The sequence below is a fragment of the Brevundimonas sp. genome, from assembly GCF_036677305.1.
Lineage (GTDB): Bacteria > Pseudomonadota > Alphaproteobacteria > Caulobacterales > Caulobacteraceae > Brevundimonas.
This window is the reverse complement of record NZ_JAKFEB010000122.1, coordinates 1-18,813: the sequence shown is the minus strand read 5'-3', so window position 1 is coordinate 18,813 and position 18,813 is coordinate 1. Positions and strand designations below refer to the sequence as shown.

The following is an 18,813-nucleotide window of genomic DNA, read 5'->3' as shown; positions in this document are numbered from 1 at the left end:
AGGCTTATTCAGACTTGCAAAGACAACCCGACCGGCATCCGGCCCCACTTCAGGATCCGCCCGGGTCCATGCGGCCAAGGCGCTCTAGATGCTGTAGATGATGTTCACCGTCGTCACCTGGGAGCCGTCGGAGTATTCGGTGACACAGACCTTGTAGCCGACGACCTGGGTCGCCCAGTAGGTCTGGCAGGCCAGCGAGACGGGGACCGCCTCCTCGGCCATTATCTCCATGTCCTGAGCAACGGCAGGCCCTCCGAGGAGTAGCGCTGTCGCGGCAAGTCCAATACGCAGTCCGGCTGTTATCGAGTGCATTCCAACCTCCCGTAGTTGATACCTGCGGTTGATACGCAAACAATCGGGAGTCAACTACCCCGGACCGGGAAGTACACTCTGAGCTTGAGACTCCTACTCGGCGGTCAGTTCCACGACAAGGGGCGCGGGACCACGCGCGGTCCCCACCAGCAGCAGCACCTTCTCCCGCCCCGATCGGCGGGCCGCGGCGACTGCGGAGCGCGCTTCTGAAACCGAAGACACTGGCGTGCTGTTGACCGCGAGAATGAGCATTCCCGGCACGACACCGGCATCGGACGCAGCGGAAGGCGCCACGGCGACGACAACTGGTCCTCGATAGCGATCGGCAACCTCGCCTGATTGCCTGAGAGCTTCGCTGGAATCGGCGAGCGAAAGGCCGAGAATCGATTCTCCGAGGCTTCTCAATCCTCTGAGCGTCGTACGCTCAAAACTGGCTTTGCCTTGAGCCGCCTCGAGCTCGGTCTGGCTTGGGCGCCGGGTCGGGGACAGAGTAACGGCTGACACTCGACCATCCCTGAACACGGTGAGACGCGCGCGGGTCCCCGGACGAACCGTCGCGATGTGACGGGTCAGCTCGGTGCTGGTCGCGACCGGTTTGCCATCAATCTCCGTGACAACATCGCCGAACCGGAGACCGGCGCGCTGGGCCGGAGCATCGGGCGTCCAGTCAACGACGAGGGCGCCTCTCGGGTCGGGTAGGCCAAGCGCCTCCGCGATGTCGGCGCTGATCGGCGCGATCGTTACGCCGACGTATCCGCGCTCGACGCTTTCCCCACGCATCAGTTGATCGGTGATTGGCTTGGCGACGGTGGCCGGAATGGCGAAACCGATGCCGACCGAACCACCCGTCGGCGAATAGATGGCCGAGTTCACGCCGATGACGCGGCCGTAGATGTCGAAGGTCGGACCGCCCGAATTGCCGCGGTTGATGGCGGCGTCGATCTGAAGATAGTCGGTGTAGGGGGTGCTGCTGTCGATGTCGCCGCGGCCGCTGGCCGAGACGATGCCCGCCGTGGCGGTGCCGCCCAGACCGAACGGGTTGCCGACGGCGATGACCCAGTCGCCTACGCGGGGCTGGGCCGTCTCCTCGAAATTGACGAACGGGAAGTCGGTCCCCTCGACCTTGATCACAGCCAGGTCGGTGCTTTCGTCGCGGCCCACCAGACGAGCCTCGAGCTCGCGTCCGTCGGCCAGCTTGACCATGATCTCGGTCGCGTCGGCGACGACATGGTTGTTGGTGACGATGTAGCCGTTGGCGGCGATGAAGAAGCCCGAACCCGCGCCGACGGCGGTCGCGCCGCCCTCGCCCTCGGCCCCGTCCTCGCCTTCCGGAGCGCCGCCGCCGTTGGGGTTGGGGATGGCGAAGGGCATGCCGGGAATCTGGATCATGCCGGGCTGGCGGGCGATCCGCGTCTTGACGTCGATCTGCACCACGGCGGGCGCGACCTGCTGGAAGATGTCGGCGAAGCTGAGGGGCGCGCCCTGCGGCGGGGCGAAGGCCAGACCGGCTCCGCCGGCGCTGGGAGCCAGACGGCCGCTGACGCCCGCGACGGGGCCCGCCTCGGCGGTCGGCCAGTCGATCACCCCGCCCGCCGTGGCGGCGGCGGCGAAGGCCAGGCCGGCGACGGCCCCGAGCATGAATTCCTTGCGTTTCATCATGGAGTTCTTTGCGATCCTTTTCGGGCGTGGGGGACGCCCGTTTCGACTATGAATACAGGACGGTGAACCTTTTCACCAACGCACCGCGCGATGAATGGTCCCGCCGCACGTCAGTCGTCAGACGGCTTTGCGTCAGGATCACGGCGATCCGCCCCGGAGGCGAGAATATCCGCCAGACGCGCCTCTTCCCCGGCCGAAAGCGCCGGCGTTTCGTCGCGGCGGCGGCGCGAAAGGGTCAGCAGGCCGAACCCGACGGCCAGCAGCGCCGCCAGAGGCCCGAACCACAGCAGCCAGGTCCCGACGCGCACAGGCGGCCTGAACAGGACGAAGTCGCCATAGCGGCGCACCAGGTCCTCGCGGACCTGGGCGTCGGTGCGGCCGGCGGCGATCTCCTCGCGGACCAGCCGGCGCATGTCGGCGGCGATGCCGGCGGGACTGTCGGCGATGGCCTCGTGCTGACAGACGACGCAGCGGATGTCGGCGAACAGGGCTTTCGCCCGGGCCTCCTGGGCCGCATCCGGCAGGGGCCGGTCGGGCGCGGGCGGCGGTTCGGCGGCCATCAGGCCGACGGCGGCGATGGCGATGAGCAGGGCGCGCTTCATGCCGTCGCCTTCCGCTTGCCGACGCCCAGCCTCAGCCGGCGATCGAGCAGGGACAGCACCCCGGCCAGCGCCATGATGGCGGGGCCGAGGAAGATCAGCCGCGCCCACGGATTCCACCAGACGCGCACGCTCCAGGCCGGGGCGCCGGCGGCGGTCTGGCCGCGCTCGCCCAGCACGACATAGACGTCGTCCAGACCCCGGAAATCCAGCCCGACCTCGGTGGTGGTCTGGCCGCCCGCGGGGAAGAAGCGGCGCTCGGCCGTGACGACGCGCGGCGCGGCGCCGTCACGCAGGGAGACCGTCAGCCTGCCCTGCTCGGCCAGATAGTTGGGTCCCTCGACGATGCGCACGTCGTCCAGCCGCACGCTGTAGCGACCGGCGGTCACGGTTTCTCCGACAGCCACGGTCCGCGCCGCCTCAACGCGGTAGCCGGTCTCGACCACGGCCCCGAGCACGAACACCCCCAGTCCCGCGTGGGCCAGCACCGTGCCCCAGGCGCCCAGAGGAAGGCCCCCCGCGCGGCGCAGGCTCTCGGGCAGGCCGACGCGGAACAGCCGGATTCGTTCGGCGATCTCGGCCAGGGCGCCCAGGATCAGCCAGCCGCCCAGGCCGATCCCGGCCGCCGACAGGGCCTTGCGCGGTTCGAACGCCATCCAGCCGGCGAGGGCGACCAGAAGGGCCAGTCCGGCGGCGACGGCCAGACGCTGGCCCACGCCCTTCAGGTCTCCCCGCTTCCACGCCAGCAGCGGGCCGGCGGGCAGGATCAGGAAGGCCACCGCCATCAGGGGGACGAAGGTCAGGGCGAAATAGGGCGGACCGACCGAAATGGTCGCGCCGTTCATGGCCTCGAGGACCAGCGGATAGAGGGTGCCCAGCAGCACGGTGGCGCAGGCGGCGGTCAGGAACAGGTTGTTCAGCACCAGGGCGCCCTCGCGGCTGACCGGGGCGAACTGGCCGCCGCCCTTCAGCTGCGGCGCGCGCCAGGCGAACAGGGCGAAGGCCGCGCCCGCCGTGACGCCGAGGATGGCCAGCAGCATCAGGCCGCGCTCGGGATCGACGGCGAAGGCGTGGACGCTGGTCAGCACGCCGGAGCGCACGAGGAAGGCCCCCAGCATCGAGAAGGTGAAGGCCAGAAGCGCCAGGAAGGTCGTCCAGCCCGCCAGCGCGCCGCGCCGCTCGGTGACCACCGCGCTGTGCAGCAGGGCGGCGCCCGCCAGCCAGGGCATGAAGCTGGCGTTCTCGACCGGATCCCAGAACCACCAGCCGCCCCAGCCCAGCTCATAATAGGCCCAGAAGGCGCCGAGGGTGATGCCGACGGTCAGGAAGGCCCAGCTGGCCAGGGCCCACGGCCGGACCCAGCGGCCCCATGCGGGCCAGAAGCTGGCGTTGGCGCGGCCCTCGATCAGGGCGGCCACGGCCAGCGAGAAACAGACCGAAAACCCGACGTAGCCGCAGTAGAGCAGCGGGGGATGGAAGGCGAGCGCCGGGTCCTGCAGCAGCGGGTTCAGCGACGCGCCCTGGAACGGGGCGGGGTTCAGCCGGTCGAAGGGGTTGGAGGTGAAGACGGCGAAGGCGAGGAACAGCACGCCCAGCAGCCCTTGCGTGGCCATGGCCGAGGTCTTGAGCCCGAACGGCAGGTTGCGGGCCCGCGCGAGCGCCGCGCCGAACACGGTCAGGACCAGGCACCACAGGACCAGCGAACCCTCGTGGCTGCCCCAGGCGGCCGCCACCTTGTAGAGCATCGGCTTGTCGGTGTGGCTGTTGGCGGCGACGTTGGCGACCGAGAAGTCAGACACCGCGAAGGCGAAGATCAGCGCGCCGAAGGCGACGGCGACGGCCCCCGCTGCGGCGATGCCCGCGCCGATGGCGGCGCCCGCCAGCACCGGGCTGCGCCGCATCCGTCCGGCCGCGGCCATGACGGTCTGCAGCACCGACAGCACCAGCGCCAGGACGAGGGCGAAGGCGCCCAGTTCGACGATCATGAGCGCGGCGTCCCGCCGGCGGACGCGCCCTCGGGCCGCCATTCGCCCTTGGCTTTCAGACGGTCGGCCACTTCGCGCGGCATGTAGTTCTCGTCGTGCTTGGCCAGCACCTGGGTGGCGCGGAACGAGCGGTCCGGCAGGAAGGCGCCCTGGGCCACAACCCCCTGCCCTTCGCGGAACAGGTCGGGCAGGTCGCCCTGGTAGACCACGCGGGTCGCGGCGACATTGTCGGTGACCGAGAAGACGACCTCGCCTTCGGCCCCGCGCTTGACGCTGCCGGCCTCGACGAGGCCGCCGAGACGGACGACGCGGCCCGCCGGAGCCTTGGCTTCGGTGGCTTCGGACGGGGAGAAGAAGAAGGTCACGCTGTCGCGCATGGCGTACAGCGACAGGCCGACGGCGAGGGCCAGCACCGGCGCGACCGCGGCGAACACCCACAGACGCCGCCGCGCCTTGGGCGATTTCGGCAGCCAGCTCATGCGCCTGCCCCCATGGTCGTCAGTCTCCGCTCGAGATCGATCCGGCGCGGATCGGCGGGATCGAGCATCGCGATCAGGGGGCTCCACATGGCGCGGACCGTCGCGCCGTCGCCGCGCGCCATGGCCGCCTCGCCGAGGAAATAGCGCGCGCCCAGCTGACCGGGATCGCGGCGAAGGGCCTGGGCGAAGGCCGCCTCGGCGTCGCCGTCGACCTTGCCGCCGTTGGCCCGGACCAGGCTTTCGCCCAGCCGCGCCCAGCTCTGGGCGTCATCCGGCCGCAGGACCAGGGCCCGACGGAAGGCGGAGGCCGCGCCGATCGGGTCGCCGGCCTCGAAGCGCGCCGCGCCCAGCATGGTGAGGGCCTGATGATCCTCCGGCCTTTCGCGCACGATCCGCGCCGCGACGGCGGCGATCTGCGGCGCCTCGAGCCGGTCGAGGTCGGTCATCCACTCGTCGACGCGGCGCTCATAGGCCTGGTCCGGCAGGCCGGGGGTTCCGGCGACGGCGTAGAGGCCGAGCGACGCCGCCGCCGCGACCCCGATCCCCGCCAGCACCAGGAAGCGGTCCCGCGGGCCCGCCCGGACGGGACGCGTCTCGCGCTCTGCCGACAGAATGCGGCGCCCGGCCTCGGCGCGGGCGGCCGTCCAGCCGGCCTCGTCCAGCAGGCCGCGCGCCTTCAGCCGGTCCAGCTCGGCCAGTTCGGCGGCCGCGGTCAGGCCGGCGAGATGTTCGCCCTCGTCCGCGCCGCGCCGGGCGCCGGCCAGCACCAGAAGGCCGGCGAGCGCGGTGACCAGGGCCGTCATGATCCAGAAAACCGTCATCGGCCAGCGCTGTAGCCGATCAGGCGGCCCGCGACGAGGCCCCGCCCGCGCCCGAGGGCCCTGCGGCGACCGCGGCCCGACGCCGCACCGTGCGGGCGGCGTCCGTCGCGGCGATCAGATCCAGGCACTGGGCCGCGAACGCCATGATCTTCATGGCCCGGGCCTCATCGGGCGCCTCGCCGTCGTGGATCATGCGCAGAACCTGCTCGGAATAGTCGGTCAGGCGAGCGGTCAGGGCCTCGACCAGAGCCTTGCGGTCGGCCTCGCAGCCGAAGGTCGAAGCCGGCCCCCGGGCCGAGCCGACGAGGCGCAGCAGGCTGCGCGCGGCCAGGACGGTGTCGCCGTCGATCGGCGCATCCAGCTGGGGGGCGTTGCGGGTCATGCGGCCCGTCGTCTGGACCCGTTCCCAGGGCAGGGCCTGGTCCACGGCCTTGTCGGCGGCGCGCAGCAGGCCGGACAGCCGCCCTGCGATCAGCACGCGGCCGTCCCGCACCGACTTGCCCCAGACGCTTTGCGGATTGAGCGTGAGCGTCACGTCCAGTTCCGCCAGCACATTGGCGCACCAGGTCAGGTCCGCGATCACGTCCTTGACCCTCGCCATGTCCGCCGCCGGCTTGAAAGCGGCGATCCGGGCCGCGCGCAGGTCGACGCCGGCGATCAGCCGGTCGACGAAACCCGACAATTCGGACGCGCTGAGGAAGTCCTCCTGCTCGACCGCACACGAGCTCTGGGTGAGTATGCGCAGGATCAGGACCGCGTCCTCCAGATGGGAGAACAGGATTTCCAGCACCCGCTGGCTGCCGTCCGGCCGGATGCCGGCGCAATCCTTGAGCAGCAGCCGAAGCTCGGCGATCTGGTCGCCGTCCGGGCGCTTCAGCCAGACCTCCAGCGACGGCAGGGCGCGCCGCGCCATGTGGGACAGGTCAAGGCAGGCGGCCAGGTCCTCCAGACCGGTCAGCCGCCCCGGCTCGCCGCCGTCCGGCCAGACCAGATCCGGCTTGTCGCGCACGATGGCGGCGGCGGCCAGGCAGATGCGATCGGCGACCATCACCGAAGGCTCGGAGCCGTCCAGCCGGGGGAGCAATTCAGGCTCGCGGGCGCTGGCGGCCTTCCACAGGCGCGCGAGCACCGCCGGGGGGAAGGTCAGGGCCTGAACGCCGTCGGCGCGCGCCCGGAACATCGGAACAAGGGGCGCCATGACGAATTGCCGTCGCGCGCGATCGCGCTGTTCATCCTCCAGCATCACGCGCAGTTCCGCCGCCCGCCCGCCCGGAAGGGGTGCGACCGCGGAGCCCACGGTCCTGAGCATGGCGTCCGGGCACCGCTCCAGCATGGCGGCGAGCGCGACCTTGTGGGCGACAGTCAGCCCCGACATTCCACAATCCCTGGGCCGGAGAACGCCGACCGTCTCCGACAGTGCACGGGCAGGGTTAACAAGCGTTATCCAACGGCCCGCGATCAGGCCTCGGCGGCGGGCAATTCCAGCAGCACCTTCAGCCCGCCCATGTCGCTGTCGGCGAGGGTGATGCGGCCGCCGTAGGCCCGCGTCAGTTCCACCACGATGGACAGGCCCAGACCCGAGCCCGGGGTGCTCTCATCCATCCGCGCGCCGCGTTCCAGGGCGGCCTCGCGCTGTTCCGCGGGCAGGCCGGGACCGTCGTCCTCGACCACCACCACCATCTGGCCCAGCCCCGTGGGACCGGCCGAGATGCGCACGCGCCGTTTCGACCATTTGCAGGCGTTCTCGATGAGATTGCCGAGGATTTCCTGCAGGTCCTGCCGCTCGCCGCGGAAGCCGAGCTCGTCGGGCGCGCGCCAGTCGATCTCGACGCCCTTCTCCTCGAACACCCGCTCCAGCATGACCGCCATCTCGTCCAGCACCTCGGCGATGGGCGTGCGCTCGCCCAGCAGCTGGGCGCGGGCGGCGGCGCGGGCGCGGCGCAGATGGTGGTCGACCTGCGCCTTCATCACTTCGGTCTGTTTGCGCACCAGATCGGGCAAGGGCCCCGTCTGCGTCCCCGCCTCGGCCAGCATGACAGACAGCGGGGTCTTCAGCGCATGGGCCAGATTGCCGACATGGGTCCGCTGCCGTTCGACGGTTTCCTGATTGTGGTCCAGCAGACGGTTGACCTGTTCGGCCAGGGGCTGGATCTCGAGGGGATAGTTGCGGGCGACGCGCGCGATCCGGCCCTTGCGGACGTCGGCGATCTCGTTGCGCAGGGCGAACAGGGGACGCAGGCCGATCTGGACCTGAAGGAAGACGGCGATCACCAGACCCGCGCCGAGGATCAGCAGGGCGCTCCAGGTGACCGTCGCGAACTGGCGCGTGTCGTCCTCGATATTGGTCTGGTCCACCGCCGCCATGAAGACCAGCGGCTCGCTGCGTCCGGGCAGGGATTTCAGGCTGGCCGCGACCCGGAGCGGTTGGCGCAGCGGGGGGTGCAGGAAGCCCGGATCAGGGTAGCTGATGATGGCGCCTGTAGAGGCGCGAAGCCGGTCCGGAAGGTCGTGCGGGACCGCCAACTGTTCGCCCGCCAGCGAGGGCGATCCGGCGATGAAGCGCAGGCCGTTGTCGCCATCCAGCTCTGCGACGGCCCAGTATTCGCCGGACAGGGCGCGGTTCGACTTGGCGTCCCTGATTTCCCCGACCACGACGCCGTCCGGCGTGACGTTGGTGGCGACCACGACCTCGTCGATGGTGTCGGCCAGCATGTTGCCCAGCCGGCGGAGCGCGGATTCCTTGTACTGGGTGGTCAGGGCCCAGCCGGTCAGCAGAAGAGCCAGAACGATCCAGGCCGAGGCCAGCCAGATCAGACGGCGCGTCAGACTCTTCCCCGGGCGGCCGAACCAGCGGCCCCAGGTCCGGGCGGCTTCCGGAGCCGCGTCGCCCCCCGCCCCTTCGGTCACGCCGCCTCGGACTCCCCGGCCAGCGGCGTCAGGCGATAGCCGAGGCCGCGCACCGTCTCGATACGATCCGAACCGATCTTCTTCCGCAGCCGTCCGACGAACACCTCGATCGTGTTGGAGTCGCGGTCGAAGTCCTGGTCGTACAGGTGCTCGACCAGTTCGGTGCGGCTGATGACCCGGCCCTGATGCATCATCAGATAGTGCAGCAGCCGGTATTCCAGCGAGGTCAGCCGCAGGGGCTCGCCATTGACGGTGGCCCGGGCCGCACGCGGGTCGAGCCTGAGGCCGCCGCACGACAGGGTCGCCGAGGCGATGCCGGCCGAACGCCGCAGCAGGGCGCGCAGGCGCGCCAGCAGCTCCTCGGTGTGGAAGGGCTTGGTCAGATAGTCGTCGGCGCCGGCGTCAAAGCCCGACACCTTGTCCGACCAGGCGCCGCGCGCGGTCAGGATCAGCACCGGCGTGGTCTTGCCGTCCCGGCGCCAGCGCTCCAGCACCGAGACGCCGTCGATCTTGGGCAGGCCGAGGTCCAGCACCACCACGTCATAGGGTTCGGTGTCGCCGAGGAAATGCGCTTCCTCGCCGTCCGCCGCGTGATCGACGGCATAGCCGGCGTCGCCGAGCGCGAGCTTCAGCTGGCGCGACAGATCAACGTCGTCCTCGACAAGCAGCACGCGCATTCAGCGTTCTCCAACGACGCGGCCGGTGCGGCCGTCAACCATGATGTCGGCAATCCGGCCGCCGGGATACTCCCACCGCACCACGATGGTCCCGCCGCGATCGCTGGCGCCCAGGAAACGGCCCGGACGGCCCGACGAGGCGCGCTGCACGGCGTCCCCCACGCTGACACGGGGACGCTCGTCCCGCTGAGGACGTTCGTCTTGCTGCTGCTGTTGCTGCTGCTGCCGATCGGCGCGCGGACCACGCTCCTGCGCCGCCGCCTGCGACAGGGGCGCGGCGGCGATCAGGGCGGCGAGTCCTATGGCGGAAAAGCGGATCATGGCTCGAGGTTTAGGCTCCAGCCTCTGAACGCGGGCTGAACGGGCAGCATAGACATGTTTTACGATTCCGCGCGGCCCTCTCGCGCGCAGGGGGCCTTATGCGTGTCCGCGGGGGCCGATGTCGCGTTACGGCGATTTCACGGCGATGAACGGTAGCTGACCCGGCCCGTTCAGACGGGGCTCACTTGGTAAATGGTCTGTTCGTCTCAACGCCGGCCACCCGGTCCGCGTGAACCGCCAAGGAGACGACAGATGAAAAAGTTCCTCATCCCCGCCATCGCCCTGGCCGCGGCCTCCGTCGCGGTCCCCGCCATGGCCCAGAACTACGGCTCGCAGGATCGCGGCCGTTACGAGCAAGACCACCGCGGCGATCGCGGCGACCGGTACGAGCGCGACAACCGCGGCGGCTGGCAGTCGATCTCCCAGCGTAAATACCAGCTGGATCGCCGCATCGACGTCGGCCTGCGCAACGGCCAGCTAAGCCGCCGCGAAGGCATGCGTCTCAAGACCGAGCTGAATGCGCTCGTCCGTCTCGAGTACAGCTACCAGCGCGGCGGCCTGTCGGCCCGCGAACGCCAGGAGCTGGATCGTCGCTACGACCGTCTGTCGGCGCAGGTCCGCGCCGAACGCCGCGACCGCGACGACCGCCGCGACAACGGCCGCCGCTACTAGAGCCTGACCTTCTTTCAGAGGTCCGGGGGCGCGATCCGAAAGGGTCGCGCCCCTTTCCTATGGGGCGAGCCTCAGACGGCTCTCGATCACCGTGACGGCCTGTCCCCGGATCAGGACCCGGTTTGCGCGCACCTCGGTCTCGATGTCGCCGCCGCGCCCCGGGAACACCTGCCGGAAACGCACGGTGGGGCGGGCCAGCCTGTCGGCGTACAGCGGCCCCAGGATGCAGTGCGCCGACCCCGTGGCCGGATCCTCGTCGATGCCGCAGCCCGGCGCGAAGAACCGGTCAACCACGTCCACGTCGTCGGACGCGTCCGCCAGGGCGCAGACGATCACCTGCCCCGTCTCGCCGGCGTCCCCCTGGACGAAGGCGAGCGCCCGGATGTCAGGCGAGACGGCGTGTACGGCCGCCGCATCCGCGAGCACCGCGACCAGATAGCGGCCGGCCCAGACCTCGACCGGCTCGACGCCGAGCGCCGCGGCCAGACCGGCGGGCGCCGTCGCGCAGCGGCGCGGCGGATCGGCGGGGAAGTCCATCTCGTACCCCGGGCCTGAACGGCTGACGACCAGCGGCCCCGAGCGGGTGTCGAAAGTCACCGTCGCGGCGTCGACGCCCGTTTCGGTCAGCAGCACATGGGCCGAGGCCAGGGTGGCGTGGCCGCACAGGTCGACCTCCATGCCCGGCGTGAACCAGCGCAGGCCGAACCGCGCCGGATCGGCGGTGCGCAGCAGGAAGGCGGTCTCGGCCTGGTTGTTCTCCTTGGCCAGCGCCTGCATCCAGCCGTCGGACGGCCATTGGTCGAACGGCTCGACCACGCAGGCGGGATTGCCGCGGAAGGGAGCCGGGGCGAAGGCGTCGACGGTCCACTGGCGCATCAGCCGGCCTCCGGTTCGACGACCTGCAGTTCCGGCCAGCGCGCCCGCGCCCGCTCGATCACGCGCGCCCAGTCCCTGGCCACGCCCCGGTTCGGATTGGGTCGCAGCGTCAGGGCGAAGATGTCCTCCAGCCCGAGCGGCGCCGCCACGCTGATGGCGTCGTCCTTTTCCAGCCGCACCCCGACGGCGAAGGCCGGAGACACGAACCGCTCCAGCGCCTCGTCGGTGCCGGCCAGCGGATCATAGGGCTCGCCGAAATGGGCCGGGAACCAGATCGGCACCCGGGCCTGGTTGCGCACCTCGACGGTGCTGCGGAACGGCTCGTCGAACGCCGCCGCGACGCGTTTGATGACCAGGTCCTCGGCGTCCCAGCTGGTGTCGGGATCGTAGTAGCCGACGTCATAGTCGCGCACGCCATAGCCCGCCGGCCGGCCGGTCAGGGCGTTCCAGACGCTCTGATAGACGGCGCCGGAGAAAATCCGCCAGTCCGGCAGGTCCTGGTCCCGCACGCCCCTCAGGACATGCATCAGGCCGGGATCGGCGCGGACGATCTCGACCAGCCGCGCTTCCAGATCGCTCATGTGTCGCGCCTCATCGGCCAGCCATGATCCAAGGGCCCGTGCCCGGCGCCCAGGCCCGGCGCGCGGCGGATGGCCTCGGCGACATAGGCCCAGGCCTCGGCCACCGCGGCCTCCAGCGGCAGGCCCTTCGCCAGCCCCGCCGCGCACGCGCTGGCCAGGGTGCAGCCGGTGCCATGGGTGTGGCGGGTCTCGACGCGCGGCCCCTCCAGCAGGGTCTCCCCAGTCGGAGTCACGAGCACGTCCACAACGGTGTCGCCCGGGATGTGCCCGCCCTTCATCAGCACGGCCTGCGCGCCGAGACCAAGCAGGAACGCTCCGGCCCGGCGCTGGCCGTCCAGATCGACGACGTCGAGGCCGGTCAGGGCCTCGGCCTCGGGCGCATTGGGGGTCAGCAGGGCGGCGCGGGGGATCATCAGCGACTTGACCGCAGAGACGGCGTCCTCGGCCAGCAGGCTGTGTCCGCCCTTGGCGACCATCACCGGATCGACGACCGCAGGGACGGCCCAGCTGTCCAGAATGGCGGCGACGCGCTCGACCACCTCGCGCGATCCCAGCATCCCCGTCTTGATCGCATCGGCCCCGATGTCATCCAGAACGGCGCGCGCCTGGGCCTCGATCAGGTCCAGCGGCAGCGGGTGGACGCCGTGGACGCCGAGGGTGTTCTGGACCGTGATGGCGGTGATGGCGGTCGCCGCATAGCCGCCCATGGCGGTGACCGCCTTGATATCGGCCTGCACGCCCGCCCCGCCGCCCGAATCCGAGCCGGCGATGATCAGGACGCGTCCGAGGGGCGAGGTCATGGGCGCTGGATGACCAATCCGGGCCGAAACGGCAAGCCGGAACGTATATTGCATTTCAGCTATATTGCTGTTAGACGATTTATATGCACGCCGCCCTTCAAGCCCTGTCCGAACCGCACCGGATGTCGATCCTGTCGATGCTGGCCGACGGAGAGCGTCCCGCGGGCGACTTCGTCGACGCCCTGCCAATCAGCCAGCCGACGGTGTCGAAACATCTGTCGGTTCTGCGCGAGGCCGGACTGGTGACGGTGCGCAAGGACGCGCAGCGCCGGATCTACCGCCTCAACCCCGCGCCGCTGGCTGAACTGGACGTCTGGCTGTCCCGCTATCGCCGTCTGTGGAGCGACAGGCTCGACGCGCTGGAGGCCCATCTCGACAAGGAGTTTCCCCAATGACCGAAACGCTGAACCCTGTCCGGCTGGACGCCGACGCCGGAACCTGCCGCCGCATCGAGGGCGGCTGGGAGATACGCTTCGAGCGCCGCCTGCGACACTCCCCTGAACGTGTGTGGAAGGCCCTGACCACTGCCGACGGACTGGCCTGCTGGCTGGCCGAGGCCGACATCGAGGCGAAGCCCGGCGGGCGGATGGAGCTGAATTTCCGCCAGCCCGACCATGAATTCATGCCCGACACGCCCGAGAAGCGCCGGCAATCCAATGAGGTGCTGGTGGTCCAGCCCTTCACCCGGTTCGAGCACACCTTCGGCGGCAATCCGGAGTCGGTCGTGTCCTGGCGGCTGGAGCCGGACGGCGACGGCACGCATCTGACCCTTCTGCATCGGGTGCCGGAGTCCTGGGCCGACGCGCGCAGGAACGTCCTCGGCGGCTGGCATCATCACATGGAGGGTCTGGACGACGCCGTGCGCGGCGTGCGCCATCCGTGGTCCTGGGACCGCTGGTTCGCCCTGCGCGACGCCTATGCCGCGGGGCTGGAGGGCGCGGCGTGACCGCTCCGGTCGCCAGCGCCGGCATGCTGATCCGGCGACCCGTCGGCGAGGTGTTCAAGGCCTTCGCCGATCCGGCGATCACATCGCGGTTCTGGTTCACCCGGAGTTCCGGTCGCCTGGAAACCGGCGCGCGCGTCCGCTGGGAGTGGGAGATGTACGGCGTCGGCACGGATGTGACGGTCAAGGCGATCGAGCCGGGCCGCCGCATTCTGATCGACTGGGACACCGCCGACACGCCCACGGAAGTCGAATGGCTGTTCGAGGCCCGGGGCGACGCCGCCTTCGTCGCCGTCGAGAACCGCGGCTTCGACGACAGCCCGGAAGGCAGGGCCAAGGCGCTCGATTCCACAGGCGGCTTCAATCTTGTGTTGGCCGCCGCGAAATTCTGGCTCGAGCACGGGATCGATCCGCGCATCATCGAGGACGCCCACCCCGCCGGGCGGCGCCCGGAATGGAAGGGCCGCGCATGACAGCGCCCGCCGTCCGCGTCGAAAAGCGGTTCCGCCATCCGCGCGAGCGGGTGTTCAACGCCTTCCTCGACCCGGCCCGCGTCGGCCAATGGCTGTTTCACACGCCGGAGGGGGTGATGGAGCAGACCGACTACGATCCCGTCGTCGGCGGGTCGTTCGCCATCTTCGAGCGGCGCGGCGCCGACCTCGCGAGGCATTTCGGCCGCTTCGTCGAGATCGAGCCGCCCGAACGCATCGTGTTCGACTTCTGGGTCGACGAGTCGCCGGCGGAAGCCACCCGCGTCACCGTGATCTTCACGGAGACCGGCGACGGCTGCGTCGTCGTCCTGGGCCACGACCTGGCCCCCGCTTGGGCGGCCTATGCCGAGCGCAGCGCCGCGGGCTGGACCATGATCCTCGACAGCCTGGAGCAGGTCACAGGAGACGCCCCATGAGCACCACCGAATGACAACGACCAGTCACGACGCCTATATCGCCGCCGCGCCGGAGCCGCTTCGCCCCCTGCTGCATCAGTTGCGCGCCGGGCTGTCGCAGGCGCTGCCGGACGCCGCGGAAATCGTCATGTACGGCATGCCCGGGTTCCAGATCAGCGGCGAGATCGTCGCGGGCTACGCCGCCTTCAGCAAACAATGCGGCCTGTATGTCGATCCGGGCGCGATCGCCGCCCATGCCGACGAGATCGCATCCCTGAAACTGAAGGCGACGAAGACAGGCGTCACCTTCTCGCCCGGCAAGCCGATCACGGCCGAACTCATAGAGAAATTGGCCGTAAGCTCGCGAGGGGAAAAAGGGCTCTAGGGCCTGGAGGCGTCCGCCACCGCCGCCTGCACCTTCAGCGCCTGAACGGTCTCGCGTACGTCATGAACGCGGATGATGGCCGCGCCCCGCCGCGCCGCCTCCAGCGCCAGGGCCAGCGAGCCGCCGAGGCGATCGGCCGGGTCCGTGGCGGTGGGATCGACCGACAGGATCGTGCGCTTGCGGCTGGCCCCGTACAGCACCGGAAAACCCGTCGCCGCCAGCCGGTCCAGGTGGGCCGTCAGGGCCAGGTTGTGATCCGCCGTCTTGCCGAAGCCGATGCCCGGATCGAGCCAGATCCGCTCCCGCGCCACGCCGGCGGCCATTGCCTCCGTCGCCTGCCCGATCAGCCAGTCCACGACCTCGACGACCACGTCGGCATAGCGGGGGTCGGCCTGCATCCGCTGCGGCGTTCCCTGCATATGCATCAGCACCACGTCACAGCCGAGCTCGGCGGCGACGTCGGGCGCGTGGTCGGAGAAGCGCAGGGCGCTGACGTCGTTCCACATCGTCGCGCCCGCGGCGACGGCGGCGCGGGCGACCTCCGGCTTCATGGTGTCGATGCTGAGCGCGCCCCTCCAGCCGGCCGCGCGCAGGCCCTCGATGACCGGAACGGTTCGGGCGATTTCCTCGTCCGCAGCCACGGGCTCGGCGCCCGGCCGCGTGCTTTCTCCGCCGATGTCGAGAATGTCCGCGCCTTGCCCGACCAGCGACAACCCATGCGCCACCGCCGCCCCGACATCGGCCAGCCGGCCGCCGTCCGAGAAACTGTCGGGCGTGACGTTGACGATGCCCATGACGCGAGGACCGTTCATTCGTCCCTGCCCCCGATCAGACCGCCCAGGGCGTCGAGATAGGCGGAGAAGGCCTTGCGCCCCTCCCCCGTGATCGACACCCGGGTCAGGGGCTTGTTGTCCCTGAAGCTCTTGTCGATGGCGACGTATCCGGCCTTTTCGAGCGTCTTCAGATGCACCGACAGATTGCCCTGGGTCGCCTCCAGGACCGTCTTCAGTTCGGTGAAGTCGGCCGCGTCGGAGTCGGCCAGATAGACCATGATCCCCAGCCGCATGCGGCCGTGGATGACATCGTCGATCCGTCCGAGATCGGCCAGCCCCATGGATCAGACCGCCCTCGATCCGGCGCGGGCGTCGCGGAACATGATCCAGCCCGGCAGGGCGAACAGGGCGAACAGGGCCACGGTGCAGACGCCGAGGTACCACAGGGGCTCGCGCACCAGCACGCCCAGCGCCACCGCGGTGACCCAGCCGCCGAGGGCCGTGGCCAGCATCCAGCCCTTCCGCTTCAGCATCCAGGCCATGTACCAGGCGGCGGCCTGGAGGGCGAAGACGATGGCCGCATAATAGAGCCAGACCGCGAAGTCGTTGTCCCGGGCGGCGCCCACGGCGAAGATGATGATCACCGCCACATTGGCCATGCCCGTGGCGCTGAAGGCCGCGCTGAGCGTGCGGGCGGCCAGGGGTCCGCTCTGGGGCGTTCCGTCCTTGCGGTCCTTCAGGATGGCCCAGGTCAGGATGGACAGGAAGGCGATGCTGATCAGGGCGAGGAAGGACAGGGTGGCCGCGGGCGGCCAGCGGATGAGACCCGCCGCCTGACCGATGTGGAACAGGCACTGCAGGCCGTACAGCAGACCGCCGGCCAGGTAGGAAACGGCCAGCGTCACCGGCGGGCGCGCAGAGCCCTCGACGATGGAGCGCATGAAGGCGAGGTCTGCTTCGGGCGAGTGCGGTCTGGGCTTGGCGGGCATTGGGCGATTCTCCGGGGCCGGCTCGCCCATGGGGTGGACGAGCCGGCGGGGGTTGGCAAGCTATTCGGCGGGCGAGAGCGCGGGCTCCGGCGGACGGCGCCAGGGGACGCGGCGGCCGTTCAGCCAGCGGCCGACGAAGGTGTGGCGAACCAGCAGCTCGTAGGACAGGAGGCTGACCGCCAGGGTCCCGCCGATGACCGCGCCCAGCTTCACGAACCATGGCCAGGTCTCGTTGATCACCAGGATCTGGCCGACCATCACCAGCGGCAGATGGACGATGTAGATCCAGTAGGAGGCGTCGGCGAGATAACGGCGGACGGCGCTGTATCCCGAGGCGAAGCGCAGGGCCAGCGACAGGGCCGCGAAGGTCGATGCGAAGACGGCCAGGGCCATGACGGCCGCCAGCGGGGCCTTCAGGTTCGGATCGGTCACGGGCGCCAGGTCGGGAACCGGACCTCCGACCATGACCAGGGCCGCCGCGCCGACGCCGAGGGCGACGACCGTGAACACCGGCCACAGTCGTTCGATGCGGGCCAGCAGGTCGCGGCGGCGGTCCAGCAGGAAGCCGAGGCCGAAGGCGCTCCCGAAGGCGGTCAGGGCGACGGGGTTTGGGACCAGCCCCGTGTCCGGCGTCGGAATGCCGAAGAAGGGCGTCCAGTTCGGGGCCAGCCAGAAGGCGAGCGCCAGGGGCGCGGCCATCAGGGCGGGCGTCCACGGCCCGATCAGCGCGCCCGTGACCCGGTCGACGAACCGGCCCCAGCGACCGTCGCGGTCCGCCATGGCGAAGGGCGCGCGCATGACCAGCATGGCGGCGTAGAGGATCAGCAGCACATAGAGGAACCACAGATGGGTCAGGGGGAAGGTGCCGACGGTCAGCGGCGGCGGCGGCGGCCCGTCCGTGGGAATCGTCCCGCCGTTGCGGATGGCGGCCATCCAGACCAGCCCGGCGATGATCGCCGCCAGAACCGGCGTCCAGAAGGCCGCGAGCGGGCCGGCGATGCGGATCAGCCGGTCCCTGATGAAGCCCAGGGTTCCGCGCCGGCCCAGCATCATGTGGGCGAACAGACCGGCGATCAGGAAGAAGCTGGTCATCCGGAACAGATGGATGGCGAAGAAGATCGCGCTGGCGACCGGCGAGTTGTCGGTGTCGGGCACGATCCAGATCGTCACCGGAAAATAGGCCATGGACGCATGCAGGACGACGCCCAGCAGCAGGGCGGTCGCGCGCAGGGCGTCGAGGCCGTGCAGCCGGTCGGTTGGATGGATTTCAGATGGCGACATGACGCCCTCCCCTCGTTGGACGAACACCGTATCTCACAGACTGGTTTATAATGCAAACATGTCTGTCGCAATGACGCTGGCCCGGAAGACCTGATCTGACGGCTCCGACGAAAAAGGGCCGGGGACTGCTCCCCGGCCCTTTCGTATTCAAATGCGGCGCGGCGGTCAGTGAACCGTCTGCACCTCGACCGAGGTCCCGTCCGACACCGGGGTGATCGGCACCGAGACCGACGGGCCGGCGTTGGGGAAATTGCTCTCGTCGCGGTTCGGGGCCAGGCCCTTTTCCAGCAGGTCCTTGATCTCCTGACCCGACAGGGTCTCGTACTCGAGCAGGGCCTGGGCCAGGGTCTCCAGATCGGCGGCCTTGTCGGTCAGGATCTGACGCGCCTCGTCCCAGCCGGCGCCGACGATGCGCTTGACCTCGGAATCGATGATCCGGGCCGTCTCTTCCGAGACGTTCTGGCTGCGCGCGACCGAGTGGCCGAGGAAGACCTCCTGCTCGTTCTCGCCATAGGCCACGGTGCCGAGGATGTCCGAGAAGCCCCACTGGGTGACCATGCGGCGGGCCAGTTTCGAGGCCTGCTGGATGTCCGACGACGCGCCCGAGGTGATGTTCTCCTTGCCGAAGATCAGCTCCTCGGCCACGCGGCCGCCGGCCATGATGGCGATGCGGTCGACCATCTGCTGGTACTTCATGGAGTAGCGGTCGCCTTCCGGCAGCTGCATCACCATGCCCAGGGCCTGGCCGCGCGGGACGATGGTCGCCTTGTGCACGGGATCGGCCATCTTGACGTTCATGGCGACGATGGCGTGGCCGCCCTCGTGATAGGCGGTCAGGCGGCGCTCTTCCTCGTTCATGGCCATGGA

General features: G+C 70.0%; 23 protein-coding genes and 1 pseudogene. 6 read left to right on the top strand and 18 right to left on the bottom strand.

The genetic code is table 11. The features are described 5' to 3' along the window. Positions 1-84 precede the first annotated feature (84 nt). The 10 genes from V6M42_RS07320 to V6M42_RS07275 form a co-directional block, all read right to left on the bottom strand. The gene (locus V6M42_RS07320; protein WP_332678023.1) at positions 85-222 is read right to left on the bottom strand and encodes a hypothetical protein; all 138 of its coding nucleotides are present in this window, start codon (positions 220-222) and stop codon (positions 85-87) included. Positions 223-405: 183 nt separating this feature from the next. Continuing rightward, the gene (locus tag V6M42_RS07315; RefSeq protein WP_332678022.1) at positions 406-1,971 is read right to left on the bottom strand and encodes a trypsin-like peptidase domain-containing protein; all 1,566 of its coding nucleotides are present in this window, start codon (positions 1,969-1,971) and stop codon (positions 406-408) included. A gap of 110 nt (positions 1,972-2,081) precedes the next feature. Further along, complete coding sequence (locus V6M42_RS07310) at positions 2,082-2,573, bottom strand: cytochrome c-type biogenesis protein (protein WP_332678021.1); 492 nt, start codon at positions 2,571-2,573, stop codon at positions 2,082-2,084. After that, complete coding sequence (locus V6M42_RS07305; protein WP_332678020.1) at positions 2,570-4,555, bottom strand: heme lyase CcmF/NrfE family subunit; 1,986 nt, start codon at positions 4,553-4,555, stop codon at positions 2,570-2,572. The genes V6M42_RS07310 and V6M42_RS07305 overlap by 4 nt, the downstream gene beginning before the upstream one ends. Beyond that, positions 4,552-5,034 carry a cytochrome c maturation protein CcmE gene (gene ccmE / locus V6M42_RS07300; RefSeq protein WP_332658595.1) on the bottom strand — a complete coding sequence of 161 codons (483 nt, stop codon included), beginning with the start codon at positions 5,032-5,034 and terminating at the stop codon, positions 4,552-4,554. Before ccmE ends, V6M42_RS07305 begins: the two co-directional genes overlap by 4 nt. Then, entirely contained in the window at positions 5,031-5,855 is an 825-nt protein-coding gene (gene ccmI / locus V6M42_RS07295) for a c-type cytochrome biogenesis protein CcmI (RefSeq protein WP_332678018.1), read from the bottom strand. The genes ccmE and ccmI overlap by 4 nt, the downstream gene beginning before the upstream one ends. A 19-nt stretch (positions 5,856-5,874) precedes the next feature. After that, positions 5,875-7,230: a hypothetical protein gene (locus V6M42_RS07290; protein WP_332658597.1), complete on the bottom strand. Its 1,356-nt coding sequence runs from the start codon at positions 7,228-7,230 to the stop codon at positions 5,875-5,877. Positions 7,231-7,313: 83 nt separating this feature from the next. Continuing rightward, a complete protein-coding gene (locus V6M42_RS07285) occupies positions 7,314-8,762 on the bottom strand; it encodes a sensor histidine kinase (RefSeq protein ID WP_332658598.1) in 1,449 nt (482 codons plus the stop codon). Continuing rightward, positions 8,759-9,439 (bottom strand): response regulator transcription factor, encoded by a 681-nt coding sequence (locus V6M42_RS07280; RefSeq protein WP_056619692.1) that lies wholly within the window; start codon positions 9,437-9,439, stop codon positions 8,759-8,761. The genes V6M42_RS07285 and V6M42_RS07280 overlap by 4 nt, the downstream gene beginning before the upstream one ends. Continuing rightward, the gene (locus V6M42_RS07275) at positions 9,440-9,760 is read right to left on the bottom strand and encodes a hypothetical protein (protein ID WP_332678016.1); all 321 of its coding nucleotides are present in this window, start codon (positions 9,758-9,760) and stop codon (positions 9,440-9,442) included. A gap of 252 nt (positions 9,761-10,012) precedes the next feature. On the opposite strand from V6M42_RS07275, the gene V6M42_RS07270 reads away from it, so the two are divergent. Then, entirely contained in the window at positions 10,013-10,432 is a 420-nt protein-coding gene (locus V6M42_RS07270; protein ID WP_332658600.1) for a hypothetical protein, read from the top strand. A gap of 57 nt (positions 10,433-10,489) precedes the next feature. Here the strand turns inward: V6M42_RS07270 and V6M42_RS07265 are convergent, their stop codons facing one another. The 3 genes from V6M42_RS07265 to thiD are packed head-to-tail and all read right to left on the bottom strand — an operon-like array spanning position 10,490 to position 12,689. Next, complete coding sequence (locus tag V6M42_RS07265; protein ID WP_332678015.1) at positions 10,490-11,308, bottom strand: PhzF family phenazine biosynthesis protein; 819 nt, start codon at positions 11,306-11,308, stop codon at positions 10,490-10,492. Continuing rightward, positions 11,308-11,889, bottom strand: coding sequence for a nucleotidyltransferase family protein (locus V6M42_RS07260; protein WP_332658602.1), 582 nt, complete (start codon positions 11,887-11,889; stop codon positions 11,308-11,310). The genes V6M42_RS07265 and V6M42_RS07260 overlap by 1 nt, the downstream gene beginning before the upstream one ends. Further along, complete coding sequence (gene thiD / locus V6M42_RS07255; protein WP_332678014.1) at positions 11,886-12,689, bottom strand: bifunctional hydroxymethylpyrimidine kinase/phosphomethylpyrimidine kinase; 804 nt, start codon at positions 12,687-12,689, stop codon at positions 11,886-11,888. The genes V6M42_RS07260 and thiD overlap by 4 nt, the downstream gene beginning before the upstream one ends. A gap of 83 nt (positions 12,690-12,772) precedes the next feature. Here thiD and V6M42_RS07250 point away from each other — a divergent pair, with 83 nt between their 5' ends. Genes V6M42_RS07250 through V6M42_RS07230 form a run of 5 tightly spaced genes read left to right on the top strand, consistent with a single transcriptional unit; the run spans position 12,773 to position 14,903 of the window. Then, positions 12,773-13,084 (top strand): ArsR/SmtB family transcription factor, encoded by a 312-nt coding sequence (locus V6M42_RS07250; protein WP_332678013.1) that lies wholly within the window; start codon positions 12,773-12,775, stop codon positions 13,082-13,084. Then, a complete protein-coding gene (locus V6M42_RS07245) occupies positions 13,081-13,635 on the top strand; it encodes an SRPBCC family protein (RefSeq protein WP_332678012.1) in 555 nt (184 codons plus the stop codon). Before V6M42_RS07250 ends, V6M42_RS07245 begins: the two co-directional genes overlap by 4 nt. Beyond that, positions 13,632-14,105: an SRPBCC family protein gene (locus tag V6M42_RS07240; protein WP_332678011.1), complete on the top strand. Its 474-nt coding sequence runs from the start codon at positions 13,632-13,634 to the stop codon at positions 14,103-14,105. The genes V6M42_RS07245 and V6M42_RS07240 overlap by 4 nt, the downstream gene beginning before the upstream one ends. Beyond that, positions 14,102-14,539 carry an SRPBCC family protein gene (locus V6M42_RS07235; RefSeq protein ID WP_332658607.1) on the top strand — a complete coding sequence of 146 codons (438 nt, stop codon included), beginning with the start codon at positions 14,102-14,104 and terminating at the stop codon, positions 14,537-14,539. The genes V6M42_RS07240 and V6M42_RS07235 overlap by 4 nt, the downstream gene beginning before the upstream one ends. A gap of 10 nt (positions 14,540-14,549) precedes the next feature. Next, positions 14,550-14,903, top strand: a complete 354-nt coding sequence (locus tag V6M42_RS07230; RefSeq protein WP_332658608.1) for an iron chaperone — start codon at positions 14,550-14,552, stop codon at positions 14,901-14,903. Here the strand turns inward: V6M42_RS07230 and folP are convergent. The 5 genes and pseudogenes from folP to V6M42_RS07205 all read right to left on the bottom strand — a co-directional run. Next, positions 14,900-15,715: a dihydropteroate synthase gene (folP, locus tag V6M42_RS07225; protein ID WP_332678010.1), complete on the bottom strand. Its 816-nt coding sequence runs from the start codon at positions 15,713-15,715 to the stop codon at positions 14,900-14,902. The genes V6M42_RS07230 and folP overlap by 4 nt on opposite strands. Then, positions 15,712-16,017, bottom strand: a complete 306-nt coding sequence (locus V6M42_RS07220) for a winged helix-turn-helix domain-containing protein (RefSeq protein ID WP_332658610.1) — start codon at positions 16,015-16,017, stop codon at positions 15,712-15,714. Before V6M42_RS07220 ends, folP begins: the two co-directional genes overlap by 4 nt. A gap of 3 nt (positions 16,018-16,020) precedes the next feature. Then, positions 16,021-16,665 (bottom strand): hypothetical protein, encoded by a 645-nt coding sequence (locus tag V6M42_RS07215; protein ID WP_332658611.1) that lies wholly within the window; start codon positions 16,663-16,665, stop codon positions 16,021-16,023. A 60-nt stretch (positions 16,666-16,725) separates the two neighbouring features. Next, the gene (locus tag V6M42_RS07210) at positions 16,726-17,946 is read right to left on the bottom strand and encodes an acyltransferase family protein (protein WP_332678009.1); all 1,221 of its coding nucleotides are present in this window, start codon (positions 17,944-17,946) and stop codon (positions 16,726-16,728) included. Positions 17,947-18,111: 165 nt separating this feature from the next. Then, positions 18,112-18,813 (bottom strand): annotated as a pseudogene (locus V6M42_RS07205) (ATP-dependent zinc metalloprotease FtsH); the annotation flags it as partial.

What these genes read in the sequence shown, in the direction of transcription:
- V6M42_RS07320 (WP_332678023.1), bottom strand. Translation starts at nt 222, where the DNA reads ATGGCCGAGGAGGCGGTCCCCGTCTCGCTGGCCTGCCAGACCTACTGG.
- V6M42_RS07315 (WP_332678022.1), bottom strand. Translation starts at nt 1,971, where the DNA reads ATGATGAAACGCAAGGAATTCATGCTCGGGGCCGTCGCCGGCCTGGCC.
- V6M42_RS07310 (WP_332678021.1), bottom strand. Translation starts at nt 2,573, where the DNA reads ATGAAGCGCGCCCTGCTCATCGCCATCGCCGCCGTCGGCCTGATGGCC.
- V6M42_RS07305 (WP_332678020.1), bottom strand. Translation starts at nt 4,555, where the DNA reads ATGATCGTCGAACTGGGCGCCTTCGCCCTCGTCCTGGCGCTGGTGCTG.
- ccmE (WP_332658595.1), bottom strand. Translation starts at nt 5,034, where the DNA reads ATGAGCTGGCTGCCGAAATCGCCCAAGGCGCGGCGGCGTCTGTGGGTG.
- ccmI (WP_332678018.1), bottom strand. Translation starts at nt 5,855, where the DNA reads ATGACGGTTTTCTGGATCATGACGGCCCTGGTCACCGCGCTCGCCGGC.
- V6M42_RS07290 (WP_332658597.1), bottom strand. Translation starts at nt 7,230, where the DNA reads ATGTCGGGGCTGACTGTCGCCCACAAGGTCGCGCTCGCCGCCATGCTG.
- V6M42_RS07280 (WP_056619692.1), bottom strand. Translation starts at nt 9,439, where the DNA reads ATGCGCGTGCTGCTTGTCGAGGACGACGTTGATCTGTCGCGCCAGCTG.
- V6M42_RS07275 (WP_332678016.1), bottom strand. Translation starts at nt 9,760, where the DNA reads ATGATCCGCTTTTCCGCCATAGGACTCGCCGCCCTGATCGCCGCCGCG.
- V6M42_RS07270 (WP_332658600.1), top strand. Translation starts at nt 10,013, where the DNA reads ATGAAAAAGTTCCTCATCCCCGCCATCGCCCTGGCCGCGGCCTCCGTC.
- V6M42_RS07265 (WP_332678015.1), bottom strand. Translation starts at nt 11,308, where the DNA reads ATGCGCCAGTGGACCGTCGACGCCTTCGCCCCGGCTCCCTTCCGCGGC.
- V6M42_RS07260 (WP_332658602.1), bottom strand. Translation starts at nt 11,889, where the DNA reads ATGAGCGATCTGGAAGCGCGGCTGGTCGAGATCGTCCGCGCCGATCCC.
- thiD (WP_332678014.1), bottom strand. Translation starts at nt 12,689, where the DNA reads ATGACCTCGCCCCTCGGACGCGTCCTGATCATCGCCGGCTCGGATTCG.
- V6M42_RS07250 (WP_332678013.1), top strand. Translation starts at nt 12,773, where the DNA reads ATGCACGCCGCCCTTCAAGCCCTGTCCGAACCGCACCGGATGTCGATC.
- V6M42_RS07245 (WP_332678012.1), top strand. Translation starts at nt 13,081, where the DNA reads ATGACCGAAACGCTGAACCCTGTCCGGCTGGACGCCGACGCCGGAACC.
- V6M42_RS07235 (WP_332658607.1), top strand. Translation starts at nt 14,102, where the DNA reads ATGACAGCGCCCGCCGTCCGCGTCGAAAAGCGGTTCCGCCATCCGCGC.
- V6M42_RS07230 (WP_332658608.1), top strand. Translation starts at nt 14,550, where the DNA reads ATGACAACGACCAGTCACGACGCCTATATCGCCGCCGCGCCGGAGCCG.
- folP (WP_332678010.1), bottom strand. Translation starts at nt 15,715, where the DNA reads ATGAACGGTCCTCGCGTCATGGGCATCGTCAACGTCACGCCCGACAGT.
- V6M42_RS07220 (WP_332658610.1), bottom strand. Translation starts at nt 16,017, where the DNA reads ATGGGGCTGGCCGATCTCGGACGGATCGACGATGTCATCCACGGCCGC.
- V6M42_RS07215 (WP_332658611.1), bottom strand. Translation starts at nt 16,665, where the DNA reads ATGCCCGCCAAGCCCAGACCGCACTCGCCCGAAGCAGACCTCGCCTTC.
- V6M42_RS07210 (WP_332678009.1), bottom strand. Translation starts at nt 17,946, where the DNA reads ATGTCGCCATCTGAAATCCATCCAACCGACCGGCTGCACGGCCTCGAC.